15 protein-coding genes and 1 riboswitch are annotated in these 13,652 nt (G+C 43.4%); of the genes, 1 reads left to right on the forward strand and 14 read right to left on the reverse strand.

Annotation, left to right across the window (positions count from 1 at the left end; translation table 11 throughout):
• Positions 1 to 161: 161 nt before the first annotated feature.
• The 10 genes from spoIIID to spoIID form a co-directional block, all read right to left on the reverse strand.
• Positions 162 to 434 carry a sporulation transcriptional regulator SpoIIID gene (spoIIID, locus tag ACAN53_RS13435; RefSeq protein ID WP_379970866.1) on the reverse strand — a complete coding sequence of 91 codons (273 nt, stop codon included), beginning with the start codon at positions 432 to 434 and terminating at the stop codon, positions 162 to 164.
• A gap of 413 nt (positions 435 to 847) precedes the next feature.
• A complete protein-coding gene (locus ACAN53_RS13440) occupies positions 848 to 1,348 on the reverse strand; it encodes a hypothetical protein (protein WP_379970625.1) in 501 nt (166 codons plus the stop codon).
• Positions 1,349 to 1,421: 73 nt separating this feature from the next.
• Positions 1,422 to 1,568 carry a hypothetical protein gene (locus ACAN53_RS13445; RefSeq protein ID WP_379970626.1) on the reverse strand — a complete coding sequence of 49 codons (147 nt, stop codon included), beginning with the start codon at positions 1,566 to 1,568 and terminating at the stop codon, positions 1,422 to 1,424.
• Between the two features lie 113 nt (positions 1,569 to 1,681).
• Entirely contained in the window at positions 1,682 to 2,512 is an 831-nt protein-coding gene (locus tag ACAN53_RS13450) for a peptidoglycan DD-metalloendopeptidase family protein (RefSeq protein WP_379970627.1), read from the reverse strand.
• 119 nt (positions 2,513 to 2,631) lie between these two features.
• Entirely contained in the window at positions 2,632 to 3,132 is a 501-nt protein-coding gene (locus ACAN53_RS13455; RefSeq protein ID WP_379970628.1) for a GrpB family protein, read from the reverse strand.
• Positions 3,133 to 3,203: 71 nt separating this feature from the next.
• A complete protein-coding gene (locus ACAN53_RS13460; protein ID WP_379970630.1) occupies positions 3,204 to 3,638 on the reverse strand; it encodes a DMT family transporter in 435 nt (144 codons plus the stop codon).
• 66 nt (positions 3,639 to 3,704) lie between these two features.
• Positions 3,705 to 3,998, reverse strand: a complete 294-nt coding sequence (locus tag ACAN53_RS13465; protein ID WP_379970631.1) for a DUF2653 family protein — start codon at positions 3,996 to 3,998, stop codon at positions 3,705 to 3,707.
• A gap of 15 nt (positions 3,999 to 4,013) precedes the next feature.
• The gene (locus ACAN53_RS13470) at positions 4,014 to 4,457 is read right to left on the reverse strand and encodes a hypothetical protein (RefSeq protein ID WP_379970632.1); all 444 of its coding nucleotides are present in this window, start codon (positions 4,455 to 4,457) and stop codon (positions 4,014 to 4,016) included.
• A gap of 153 nt (positions 4,458 to 4,610) precedes the next feature.
• Positions 4,611 to 6,227: an Nramp family divalent metal transporter gene (locus ACAN53_RS13475; protein WP_379970633.1), complete on the reverse strand. Its 1,617-nt coding sequence runs from the start codon at positions 6,225 to 6,227 to the stop codon at positions 4,611 to 4,613.
• A gap of 282 nt (positions 6,228 to 6,509) precedes the next feature.
• Positions 6,510 to 6,675, reverse strand: a riboswitch (M-box (ykoK) riboswitch).
• Positions 6,676 to 6,746: 71 nt separating this feature from the next.
• A complete protein-coding gene (spoIID, locus tag ACAN53_RS13480; protein WP_379970867.1) occupies positions 6,747 to 7,745 on the reverse strand; it encodes a stage II sporulation protein D in 999 nt (332 codons plus the stop codon).
• 138 nt (positions 7,746 to 7,883) lie between these two features.
• On the opposite strand from spoIID, the gene ACAN53_RS13485 reads away from it, so the two are divergent.
• Entirely contained in the window at positions 7,884 to 8,852 is a 969-nt protein-coding gene (locus ACAN53_RS13485; RefSeq protein ID WP_379970634.1) for a nuclease-related domain-containing protein, read from the forward strand.
• 839 nt (positions 8,853 to 9,691) lie between these two features.
• Here the strand turns inward: ACAN53_RS13485 and murA are convergent.
• From murA to nuoN, 4 genes are all read right to left on the reverse strand, one after another.
• Positions 9,692 to 10,984 carry a UDP-N-acetylglucosamine 1-carboxyvinyltransferase gene (gene murA / locus ACAN53_RS13490; protein WP_379970635.1) on the reverse strand — a complete coding sequence of 431 codons (1,293 nt, stop codon included), beginning with the start codon at positions 10,982 to 10,984 and terminating at the stop codon, positions 9,692 to 9,694.
• A 38-nt stretch (positions 10,985 to 11,022) separates the two neighbouring features.
• A complete protein-coding gene (locus tag ACAN53_RS13495; RefSeq protein WP_379970636.1) occupies positions 11,023 to 11,736 on the reverse strand; it encodes a YwmB family TATA-box binding protein in 714 nt (237 codons plus the stop codon).
• 62 nt (positions 11,737 to 11,798) lie between these two features.
• Entirely contained in the window at positions 11,799 to 12,032 is a 234-nt protein-coding gene (locus tag ACAN53_RS13500) for a DUF1146 family protein (RefSeq protein WP_379970637.1), read from the reverse strand.
• A gap of 95 nt (positions 12,033 to 12,127) precedes the next feature.
• Positions 12,128 to 13,642 carry an NADH-quinone oxidoreductase subunit NuoN gene (nuoN, locus tag ACAN53_RS13505; protein ID WP_379970868.1) on the reverse strand — a complete coding sequence of 505 codons (1,515 nt, stop codon included), beginning with the start codon at positions 13,640 to 13,642 and terminating at the stop codon, positions 12,128 to 12,130.
• Positions 13,643 to 13,652: the final 10 nt, after the last annotated feature.

Genomic DNA, 13,652 nt, shown 5'->3' on the forward strand with positions numbered 1-13,652 from the left:
CCAGATTTTCCTCCTCGATATTCAGCTCAAATGAGCAACGAATTCTTATGCACCTAATTTACAATTTTAGCATAACTCATTAGGAAACGTAATATGATAAGGAAGAATTTCTAGTGGAAATTTTACAAAAGAAAATTGGAACCAAACATAACATGTCATTTCTATTGCCTCACCGTCTTAACCGTATCCTCTTTCTGGTATTTCTGCTTCGTCGCCTCGCCGCCTCTAAGGTGACGAATCGACTTATGATAATCAAGAATTTCCTTCACCTCTATTGCTAAATCCGGATTAATCTCAGGAAGACGCTCCGTCAAATCCTTATGAACCGTACTCTTCGACACACCAAATTCCTTTGCAATCACGCGAACCGTCTTTCTTGTCTCCACGATATATTTACCAATCTTGATCGTTCTCTCTTTGATGTAATCGTGCACACCACTCGCCTCCCCGAATTGGATGTGAGAAGAGTGAAATGAGACTCGCTGTGTTCCACTAGGATGTAAACTCGGGCGCTGACCACCAGCCATAGATTTTTGATTTATAATGAACGAATTCACGATTTCTCACCTCAAACACTCTCATTGATGGGTTTATACCATTGTATGGACCCTATTCCAGATATATGCTAATGAGATGGGAAATTTGTCTAGAAAATGACTTATTTTTTGGGGTTAAATTTGTATGGGGGGTACATGAGGGGGGTGAGGACCATTAAACTGTAGGTTTCCGCCGTTAAATTGGTCCGAGCCGCCGCTATTTCTGTCGGTTCCGCCGTTATTTGATTACTTGTTCTGATTTTCTTCTTTCTTTTCATCGCAACCGCCGTTAAATGATGGATTTCCGCCGTTTAATCGGTTCTTTCCGCTGTTAACTCCTCCGCTTCCGCCGTTAAACTGATTTCTTCCTCCGTAATCATTTCCGTATGTTCCAACGCTTTTAACAGTTTAAAAAAGGCGTCGTCTCGTTCGAATTCGTCATCTGCAAAGGAGATGGTGAGGGGTTCTTTCGTAATCCTATGTATAATGAGACTGTATTCGGGTATGTTTGTTTGGTTATAGCGGTGCGCCCAGATGAAGAGGACGGCGGCCAGTAGGAGCCAGGCAAGCATAACGTAAAACGTACCATCTATGCCTTGCAGGACGAACAAGGAGCGAATGCCAAATAACACGCACGCTGCGCCGCCCATTGTCAGAAGAAAATTCCACGGCCGTTTCGCAGGCTTATCCGTTCTTTCCACCGCGCAAATACAACGCGTGACATATATTTTACTTTTATACTCAAAGTATGCATGCTTTATTTTTAAAATATCTCCAAAATATAACGTATCCTCCGGCTCAAATATTGGCACACGCGTCCCTCCTCTTCCTCTACATCTATTATAAAGGCGCACAACAAAAAAGACACCTCGAACATGAAGTGTCCTAGTCTTTACTATCGTGATCTGAATCCACATCATGATCTCTCGTATCATCAGAAGACGAATCATCTGACCTCGAGCCCCCTAGAAAGGAAACAATGATCACAAACAACACAATTATTACAATCGTAACAATCCAGCCTGTCGACATAGAATCCCCCCTCTTTACAACTATATGAGGAGGGCGAGGGAATCTGAACGAAAACGTCGCAGAACTTTCCTCACAAAAAAACCAGCCCCCATCACAGGAGAGCTGGTTCGTTCTTACTGATTGCCAGAAGGAGCTTGGTTATTCGAATCTGTGCCCTGATCCGGATTTGAATCGCCTGGTTGCTTGTCATCTCCAGGTGTTTGGTTATCCGTTTGCGGCTTGTCAGTTGCTGGGTCTTTCGTTTTGTCATCCTTTGCTGGTGCAGAGGCTTGCTCTACTTTTACGTCAGCTAATGATTTGTCCAAAAACTTTTCCGGATTGACAGCAACCCCGTCTTTGCGAATCTCGAAGTGAACGTGGTAGCCAAGTTCCTTGTTCATTTCGCTAAGTCCTGCTTGTCCGATGACCTGTCCTTGCGTAATGCTTTGTCCCACTTCTACCTTTGAATCGTTTAAGCTTTGATAGAAGGTAGAAACGCCGTTTTCGCTGTCAACAGTAACGACGTAGCCAAGAAGCGCATCTTTTTCCGCCTTTGTCACGGTACCACTTACGGCAGCGGTTACGTCAAACATTTTTTCACCGTTACCTGCCACAAGATCAATCCCAGTGTTCGGGGAGTATGTGTTGTTATAAAAAACGAGTGCTTGCTCCTGCTCAGCTGCTGGCGCTTTGTCTTCATAGAATTTCTTCTTAATTGAAACACTAGCCGCATCGGCTACCGGAAGCTTCACAGTTTCTGCTACCTTCGTTACCGGTACAGACGGCGATTCATGTTGACTTAGCGGTGTAACCGGCTTCACATCCTGATTATCATTCGCCATTTGGTACCAAAGAGCCCCAGTTAAAATGACAGCTGCACTTGCGATATAAACTACTGGAAAAACCCAACGCTTTTGAAACAAGCGCACTACTTTTCGAGATTGCTTATTTTCTCCATCTCTCATTTGAATATCACCTCAGCAACCATTGTGAACAATATTCAGAAAATCTATACAAAAATGGAAATATATTTTTTCGACAAAAAAGAGCATCGGATTTACCGATACTCCTATAAGGATGTAAATTATTTTATTTGATACAAAGAAGTTTGCATAAGGCGTTCAAAGAAATCTGCTTTTGCCCGGCGATATTCTTCCATCGTCTCTCCTTCAAACTTCTGCTTTAATTCATTATAGGTACGTCTAAGTAACTCATTTTCTCTTAATACTTCTGTTATTTTCCAAAAGATATCAAACTCTGTATTCTTAACAGTTAGTTGAATCCCGAGCGGCACAGTATTGCGGTCATCTTTAAATGATATAAAATGCTCCGTTTCAGGACTACCATCATTACGATCATAGAGGGCTAGCAGTATTTTCCTGGCTTGCGGAAATTCCTTCTCTTCTACCCGCACCTGTATGTCAAGATCCCCCTTTGTTAGCGTTCCTGGAATAGCGGTACTACCCACGTGGCGAATATCTGCATAAGGGAGGAAACTCCGTAAATTAGCCTTTTGTAAGTTAAATAAGGACTCTATCTGCCGTCTGAATAGTTGTTCATCTTGAAAATGAACCTGCAAGGTCATAGCTACGCCTCCTTCTATACAATATTTTACCATATATTATATTGGAATATAGCGTTTTTTGATTGTAACTATTATTTTTTATAAAATAAATACAGTCCCACTCCCATTAAAACAAGCGCCAGTGCACGTTTCATATCAAATGCAATCTGTTTACCCCCAAATAAGGCAAAGTGATCAATAACCGAACCCATCATCAGTTGACCTACAATTGCTGCCGTTAATGCAGATGCTACCCCAAGTTTAGGCACAATCATCACAGAGATTGCCACGTAACATGCTCCGAGAAGCCCGCCAGTAAGCTGAAATTTAGGAATACCCGTAATGGAAGGGAAAGTACCTTTTCCTATAACTAAAACGGCCACAAATAAAGCCAGCGTTCCGACAGAAAACGAAACAAACGCCCCTTCCATCGCACCAATTCGTTTGCCAAGGCCTCCGTTGATCGCTGCCTGAACCGCAAGCACCACACCACTTAGCAGAGCTAATATATACAACATCCAATTCATCTATCTCACTCCGTTCTTTTCAAACCAAAACAAAGCCCTCCAAACATTCATTTGGAAGGCTATTCGTTACTGTGCAATAATATTTGCTGAAACCCCTGTACTTTGTTCAAACTGTAAATCAATACTCAGACGATCTGGAATAAAATTATGATAGTCACGCAAATACACGGCAATCGCATCAATCAAATCCTGCTCATTCAGATCTACCGTACGGTATGGCAGGCGCGCACTTGCATGAAATTTTCGTTCTTGATCAAACTGCAAATCCACATCAATTTGCTCGGGACGATACGAATGAAGGGATGCCTCATACACACAAACCGCATCGATTACATCCTGTTCTTCAAAATATAGTTTCATAGATTCTTCTCCCTTCTATCGTCGTGCAAACATACGGCGCACGAGCCAAACAATCAAAGCAATTACTGCAAGATCTGCTACCAACCCAAGTATAGAAAAGCCACTACCTGCAGCCCCACCGATGCCCATATTTCCAAACGGATGAAACATACTTCCTAGAAAAGCACCTGCACCAAATGCTGCCGCATGACTAAAAAAGCTAGATTTTTTCGACGGTGCCGGCGCCGGTGCCGAATTATTATTAGAAGGCGACTTCGATTGTACGCTAGACGAAGGTGCCTTATAGCCAGAATGATACGTTCCAGAGCTCGAACTGCTTGGTACAGACGAACTACTTGATACAGATGAACTACTCTTTGAAGAACTTGATCCGCTAAATCCCTTTGCCTCTGCAATAACCGGTAAAAACAAAAGGGTAAATGCAAGCGCGAACGATAAAAGCTTTTGATACATCTTCATACTTTGTTCTCCTTTTTTTAAGTTGATTATAATGTTTATCTCTATATAGGAAGGTATACTGCAATTTAGTGAAAAAGGCAAGAAAAATAATGTTTGCCAAGAATCGAACAAATGTTCTATAATAAAAAAGAAGAGAGGATATCCCCTCTTCTCTCAAGCAAGTGCTAATTGAAAGGCTTTTACAACCAACATCCCAACTGCAATAATCAAGTATGCCCGCAAAATAACCATAGCAACTGTCCGTGCCATAGATGCCTTCACAGGTGGCAAATCTTCTAATGGTGCCATCCGCCATTCTAACTTTTCTTCTTCATCGATAACCACTTTTATTTTTGGATGATTACGATCTTGTTTCCACATCCAGACACCCGCAGCCAAGAGTGAACCAACTAATATTGCTGCTAATACTTCAACAAGCATTGGTACATCCACATTCGGAAAAATCGTCGTCGTTGCTAGAATTAATGACAGCATAACGAGCGCACCGACAATGATGATACTCGCTACATTTTGCCAACGTTTGTTCACCCAAGGACCAAGCACATGTTTATCATTGCAAAGAATAACAAGGAACACCGTCGCACTTGGAAGAAGCACACCCGCTAATGCTTGCACCAAAATCGTAATCAGACCAAGCGGAGCATTCGGAATAAGAACAATACCGGCAGCCGCCGCAATAATGAACACATACATAGAATAAAACACCTTTGCATCCTTCCAAGAACGATGAAGCGAATGCTTTACCATAAATACATCGCCAACCGCATAAGAAGTAGACAACGTAAGAGCTGCAGCCCCAATAATCGAAGCATTCAAAAGCACAATCGCAAAAATATTGCCAGCAACTGGTCCAAGTGTATGCGCAAGTCCCGTTGCCACAGCACCGCTATTCGTAAAGGAACCGGCAAAACTCGTTCCCTGGAACGCAAACGCCGTCGTAATAATAAGCGCCGCTGCCCCAATCACAACAACAAATGCCCCGATAATCGTATCCGTCCGTTCATATTTCATCCAGCGCGGCGTAAGTCGTTTATCAATTACATTGGACTGTTGAAAAAAGAGCTGCCAAGGCGCAACCGTCGTACCCACAATCCCGATCATGAGAAGCATCACATCACCGTTTAGACCACCTTGAATATGAGGAAGGAAAAAGCCCGTCATAATAGGTGTAATCGTTGGATGCGCCATAAACGCAAGCGGAATCGCAATAAAATTCGTAATAATAAACAAATACATAAACCGTTCCCAGCTCCGGAAGCTACCAGAAATCGTAAACATCACAAGCAAAACACCTGCTACTGGAACGCTAATCACTGGACTGATACCAAAATGCGCCATTGCCAAACTAATCCCAATAAACTCCGTCACAATCGTCAAAAAATTAACTAAAAATAAGTCCCCAACAGAAAACCAGCCCCAAAACTTACCAAAGCGGTTAAAAATCAATTGTGCATGGCCAACGCCCGTAACAAGTCCTAGCCGCACAACCATTTCCTGACACACAATTAAAACCGGTATTAATAGAAGCAATACCCATAACAAACTCGTACCGTAGTTTTGCCCAGCCTCTGCATAGGTAGCAACACCACCGGCATCATTATCTCCAACCATCACAATCAAACCTGGACCCATTACAGCAAGCAATGTTTTCATACGAGAACCAAAGCTTGTACGAGCTTCCTTATCATGTTGTGAAATAGAACCAAATGCACCATGAATATCCCCAACATGTGCATCATCTAAAACCGCATTATTCTTTACTCGATTCATTCTGCTCTCCTCCTTTTTTAGGAGGAACCAGACGTATTGCGCCTAGCACATAAGTCAATCTAACTATAATATTGGCATATCTGCTAGGCGCAACACAAATTGCTCCTCCTCTGACTACTATCGCCTGGCTGGCTTCCGCTGTCCGGCATTCGTTCCTCATCTCCTTTTTTTAGTACATGCTACTCAGGGGTTCCACATCAGTATATGCGCAAAAAACCCCTCTGCTCACCATGCAGGGGGGTATTATTAAAAATATTTTAACAAATCAAATAAAACTTCACTTCAGATCCCCCCTGGTTGAGCTTCAGCACTGTGCAACGTAGAGTTTTACTCAGCCACCTTAAGTAAAGCCTTAATCCGGCAATACCTGGTCTACCCATTGGCGTCTTTCGACATTTCCGGGCAGTGGCCTATGTTCACACAGACGCCTCGCCTAACGAGAACTGTAGCATCTAACTAAATTATACTACCATATGGCTAAAATGACGTCAATTTTAAAAAAAAAGGGGGATGGATGTATCATTTCTTCGCAACCAATTTACCTTCAAAGTCATTCAAACTTGAAATGGCAACTCCCTGATAGTAATACTGAACGATGTCCTTGTAGGTCTTCCCGGCTTTGGCCATGCCATTTGCACCGTACTGGCTCATGCCGACGCCATGCCCAAAGCCCTTCGTTGTAATCACAATCATCCCGCCCTCCTGCTTCCATGTGAAATCAGAGGAACGCAGACCTAATTTTTCCCGGATGTCTTTCCCTGTAAGCGATTTACCTGGAAAGTCAACCTTCTTCACGCGATTCCCTGCCGTACGCTCAGCAATGGTCCCGAGTGTACCGCTAGTCAGACCAAGCTTCCTCTGAAAATCCGTAACACTGATGCGCTGCTCGCTTACAAACTTCGGGGCATTCTGATCCCACGGGCTAGCAACGCTCCGAAGATACGGCGCCGCCCCGCCCCAATAATCTTCGGCATTTTCCGTGAAGCCATTACTCATCGAGAAGAAGGAAGCCGTAATCGGATCCCCATTATACGTTAACACTTGTCCGGTCGTTGCCTGGACTGCATCCTTAATCCGCTTCATTTTCCAATCATAATCCTTACCCCATACTTTTTTCCATTCCTCTTCATTTTTGTACACTTGATTATCGACCGTATCCGTTACATTCGCATTGTTTGGTAGCAGCTGTCCGCCAAGCATTCGCTTCACAACAAACGTGCGTGCCGCTAATGCCTGTGACTTCAACGCCTCCATTTCAAAATCGGCAGGCATCTCAGCCGCAACAACCCCCGCCACATAACTCTCAATCGGCACATGATCCACCTTATTTTGCTCACTCCGAAACACTGCAACTTCGACAGCGCTCGGCTCCGCCGGCTGAGCAGAAGCAGTGACCGGAGCTGTCGTTTGCGGCTCCTTCAATTTCCCAGGGAACGGCGTCACCAACAAACTCGGCACCCCAACTACTACAACAAGTAAACCTGCAAGCATGACGAAAATAGGTTTTGTTACCTTCATCAGTATCCTCCAAGAAAAGATTTCATGCTTATACTTATGGAAATGGACGAGCAAGTAGAACGAAGAATTTTTTCCAAATAGAAGGAAATCTATCTTTTCATGTCGAAAGATGTTGCTAACCAAATAAGGAGGATGATCATGATTAAAAAGCCCCGAACACTTCCCCTGCATATACAGAAACTCCAAGCCCTACTCCGAAGACTCCCACCGGACCACACCGATAGACTCGCAATCTCCGACAATTTAGCAAAACGAATCGCTGGATACAAAGGGGAATGTGATATCGATTATTTTATCAGCTACTTAAGCGACCAAGAATACCACATCTTCCACGACCTTAGACTAAACAACGGAGAACGATACTTCCAACTCGACACTCTCATTCTCTCCAAATATTTTATTCTCATTATTGAAGTAAAAAACATAACAGGCACCCTTTTCTTCGATACAAACTTCAACCAACTCATACGAAAAACAGAAACCAAACAAGAATCCTTCCCTGACCCCATCCTACAAGTCACCTTACAATGTGAAAACCTCAAAAGATGGCTCACACACAACAAATACACAACCATCCCAATCGAATCCGTAATCGTCATCAGCACCCCACGAACCATGCTCGAAACCACACCAAACAACAAACGCATCTACAGCAAAGTCATCCACAACGCCAAACTACCCATGCACATCCAAACCTTTGAAAAAACATACCAAACCGAAATCCTAACCACCAAACAACTAACCAAACTCTCTCATCACCTATTGCAAAACCACGAACCACTTAAAGTAGACATCCTCGGATACTACAAAATACCGAAATCTAGTATTGTAACAGGAGTGCAGTGTGGGAAATGCCAGGTGATACCTGTGAATAGGGAAAACGGCACATGGCGCTGTCCTTCATGTGGACACATATCTAAACACGCACACATCCAAGCTCTTCAAGACTACGCACTTCTTATCGACACAACCATAACGAATCGGAAAATGAGAGAGTTTTTGCGATTGGAATCGAGCTACGTTACCAAGCGACTACTAGCTTCTATGAAGCTAACATACACCGGGTACAAAAAAGACAGAGTCTACCAATTAACTCCATTAGAATAAACTATCTAACTATCTACTATTAACTTATGCGGGGGAGCCTTTTAGTAGGCTGCTCCGCTTTCATGTATTACTCATTTTAATTTTCTTCTTTCCTTGGGGTGTCGCCGTTATTCTTCTGCTTTCCGCCGTTATTTTACTTCGAACCGCCGTTAAATCTGTGAGTTCCGCCTTTACCCGATTACTATTTCCGTTTTTCTTCTTTCTTTCCTTGGGGTCGCCGTTAACCTTCTGCTTTCCGCCGTTATTTTACTCCGAACCGCCGTTAAATTTGTGGGGACCGCCTTTATTTGTTTACTCATTCTGTTTTTCTTCTTTCTTTCCTTGGGGGTCGCCGTTAACCTTCTGCTTTCCGCCGTTATTTTACCTCAAACCGCCGTTAAATCTGTGGGGACCGCCTTTATTTGTTTACTCGTTCTGTTTTTCTTCTTTCTTTCCTCGGGGGTCGCCGTTAAACTTCCGCTTTCCGCCGTTATTTTACCTCAAACCGCCGTTAAATCCGTGATTCCCGCCTTTATTTAATTACTCGTTCTGTTTCTCTTCTTTCTTTCCTTGGGGGTCGCCGTTATTCTTCTGCTTTCCGCCGTTATTTTACTCCAAACCGCCGTTAAATCTGTGGGGGCCGCCTTTATTTGATTACTCGTTCTGTTTTTCTTCTTTCTTTCCTCGGGGTCGCCGTTGCACCTCTGCTTCCCGCCGTTATTTTACCTCAAACCGCCGTTAAATCCGCGGGTTCCGCCGTTACCCGATCCCATATCCGTCTTCAATGACAGTCAAGTCCCCGCCCCAACACAAAAAAGCCCCCCACACATCTTCTGTGCGGGGGGCTTCTCCATTCTTATTTATGCATGAACGTCTGTTACCTGTTTTACTTCTTGTTCATTTACACGTTCGATGTCTGCACCTAGTGCTGCGAGCTTCCCGTGGAAATTCACATACCCACGGTCTAGGTGTTTGAGTTCGGTTATACGGGTGTGGCCGTCTGCTACTAGGCCGGCTAGTGTTAGGGCAGCTGCGGCGCGTAGGTCGGTTGCGGCTACTTCGGCTCCTTGTAGGTCACATGGTCCGTTTAGGATAACAGCGCGGCCTTCGATTTTGATGTTAGCGTTCATGCGGCGGAATTCTTCGACGTGCATGAAGCGGTTTTCAAATACCGTTTCGGTGATCATGCTAGTTCCTTCTGATCGTAGAAGGAGTGCCATCATTTGAGCTTGCATGTCTGTTGGAAATCCTGGGTGCGGCATGGTTTTCACGTCTACTGCTTTTAAGGTTTTCGGTCCGATTACGCGAAGGCCTTCGCCTTCTTCAGTAATGGTTACTCCCATTTCTTCCATTTTTGCAATAAGCGGGCGCAAATGTTCGGGCAGCGCGTTTTCGATTAGGACATTGCCGCCTGTGATTGCGGCAGCGACCATAAATGTTCCTGCTTCGATGCGGTCAGGAATAACGTGGTGCTCCGCTCCATATAATGTAGTAACTCCTTCGATTCGAATGGAACCTGTGCCGGCTCCGCGAACCTTTGCTCCCATTGCGTTTAAGAAGTTGGCAAGGTCTACAATTTCAGGTTCTTTTGCTGCATTTTCTATGATAGTCGTTCCCTCTGCAAGGACGGCAGCTGACATAATGTTTTCTGTCGCTCCTACACTTGGGAAGTCTAAGTAAATTTTTGCTCCTTGTAGTTTGCCGTCTACCTGGGCTTCTACGAATCCGTTTCCTACTTTTACATTGGCTCCCATGGCTTCGAAGCCTTTTAAATGTTGGTCAATTGGACGTGAACCAATCGCACATCCACCAGGCAAGGCTATTCTAGCATGACCGTTACGAGCTAAGAGTGGTCCCATAACTTGTACGGATGCACGCATTTTTCGAACATACTCAAATGGTGCTTCGATAAGAAGCTCCTTCGATGCATCAATTACGACATGGCCATCTTTAAAATCTACCTCTACGTTTAAATGACGCAACACTTCGTTAATGGTGTATACATCGGATAGAGCTGGTACATCGAATATAACATTTTTTCCGTCACTCGCTAATAAGGCTGCAGCGAGTATGGGCAGAACTGCATTCTTTGCGCCTTCTACGCGCACGGAACCGTTTAGCTGTTTCCCGCCACGGACGATGATCTTTTCCAAGGTATTCCCCTCCGTGTCCTAAAAAATTTAACATCTATTCAATATTCAGACGTAATCACTGGTGTGCCAATCACAATCGTCGTCTTGTTGTCTACATTTCGCAGTGCGACTTGCACATTAATTTTCTCTTTGTCTATTGCAAGAGCGTCATTCCACTTCCCAGTATATGCGGAGATTGATACAAATGCTCTTTCTTGCGTAGCCTCTACCGGCTTTGCATCTAAACTTTGAAGTATGTTATTCGCTCTAGTTAACAAAACACTTTCCATGTTATCACTCGGAACGGCTCTAATACAAGTATAAATTGTTGAATTTTGACTAAAATTTTTAGTAATACTCGTTGCAAGTGATTCGTCCCAAGTTGTTCCAGTCATTTCATGAATGATGAAAGTTGTATTTGTAGTATTCTCTTTTACCCACGTTACAACCACTCTTTCTTTGTACTGGGGTGAATTTTTTATTGCAGTCGCTTTATATCCTTCTGCCGAGTTTTCGAACGTCCAATCTGTCACACCTAGGTCATGTTCTTGTGTTTGCAAAAGCACATGAAATGTATGTATATCATGAACAGAATGATCTTCTCTCTTTGCTGTCAACGTCCAGTTTTGCATAACTGCACCGTTCGCCTCTATAGCAGCACGTAGCTGAGATACTTTCTCCACAGGTGTAACGGCTTGTGTATGTGTATAGCCGCCAAAAACCAATACGAAACTTACCCCTACCATAACTAAAATCATTGCGACATTACGCATTCGTTCATCCCCTCTCTACTTCCATTTTTAACGGGAGTGAGGGGAAATATACTCAGGCAAAACTACTTAAAAAGATACGTCAAACTTTTTGAGTACCCTAAATAATCCAAGAAAAAGTTGCTTACGTTCGTTCCGATAGCAATGGTCAGTAACACGAGCAACACTTTTGTTTGCAGCACCTTTCCCTTTTTCATCAACCGCTCAAAATGAATGCCTTGCAGCGCCCACCATGTAATTGTAATAAAGAGCAAATGGGAGATGATCGAGATCAGAGCTTGTTGTCCAAACTGTGCCACTGGTTTTGTTTCCCTCCTTTCAAAGCAATCAAAAAAGTGTAGAGTGACATGCTCTACACTTTTTAAATTCGTATTTTATTGTACCACGTTTTTTCTTATTTGGCTCCAGTGAAAAAGAAATCTTTCGAGAGCGGGAACATACCATGGAAAAAGTCGTAACCAATCGATGGGAATACACCGAGAAGTACGGTTCCCACTACACAGAGAACAATGACAAATCCAATGTTAAATGGAATTTCCACTTTCGTTTCACGTTCAGGCTTACGGAAGAACATAAGCTGTAAAATGCGGAAATAGTATACATACGAGATAACGGTCGTTAACATCATGATTGCTGGCAGCACATAGTTAACTGGTTGCGAAGTAAATGCGCCAATAAAGATGTTTAACTTCCCGATAAATCCGGCTGTTCCTGGAATTCCTGCAAGTGACAGAATGAAGACCGTCATACTAATAGCAATTGCTGGTGACCGTTGGTAAAGACCTGCGAACATGCTAATATCTTCATGCCCATCATTTCGAATGAAAGCATGAATGATTGCAAATGCACCAATGTTCATAAGCAAGTAAGCAACCATGTAGAACCACATACTATCAAACGTAAATGGTGATAAGGATAAGAACGGAACAAGCAAATAACCTGCATGCGCAATTCCTGAGTAAGCGAACAAGCGCTTCACATTACGTTGCTTTAATGCGACCGTATTCCCGATTACCATCGTAAGCGCGGCAAGGACAATGATGACAAGCTGTAAGCTCATGAATAGCGATACAGAACCGTCCTTCACTGGGATTCCTGTGAAAATTAAGATGAAAATACGAAGGACAAGAATGAATCCAGCGATTTTCGAAATCGTTCCTAAAAATGCGGTAACAGGCGTTGCTGCCCCTTCATATACATCCGGCGCCCACATATGGAACGGTGCAGTTGCAAGCTTGAAGGACAAGCCGACAAAAGTAAGGATGAAGGCAATGGACAATAGCAATTGCACATCTCCGCCAATTCCTTGAGAAAGAGCCGAACGCATTTCCATAATGTTCGTCGTGCCTGTAAGACCATATAAGTAACTGAAACCGAATAATGTGATGGCTGTGGAAATTCCGCCGTTTACCACATATTTTAAAGCAGCTTCACTGGAAGCAAGACGCTTTTTGCGAATGGCAACCAAGATGAAGGAAGAAAGCGTAAGTAGCTCAAGTCCGACAAACAATGTGACAAGGTCATTACTTGATGCCATAAACATCGTTCCAAGAAGAGCAGTTAAAAATAAGTAGTAATATTCACTTTCATCTGTAATGCTCTTTTCCTTCGTATCGCTCATGGAAAGAAGGACAATAAGCGCAGATCCGACAAGAAGTAATGTTTTAAATGCTTTCGAAAAACCATCGAGTACGAACGAACCGCTTATAATGTCGCCAGCTGGTTGTCCGTACAGAGAAACTAAAGAAACGAGAGAAAGAAGAATAGCACCAAGTGCGACGTATGCTAGGTTCTTTCGGTTAAACGTATCTTTTGCGAATAAATCTAGGAGCGATAGAAGGATGGCGGCCAAAACAATAATATATTCCGGCATCATAAGGCCCCACTTTAAGCTCATAAGTGTTTGCATATCCACTCTA

Source organism: Ectobacillus soli (genome assembly GCF_042610425.1).
Taxonomy (GTDB): Bacteria; Bacillota; Bacilli; order Bacillales; family Bacillaceae_G; genus Ectobacillus.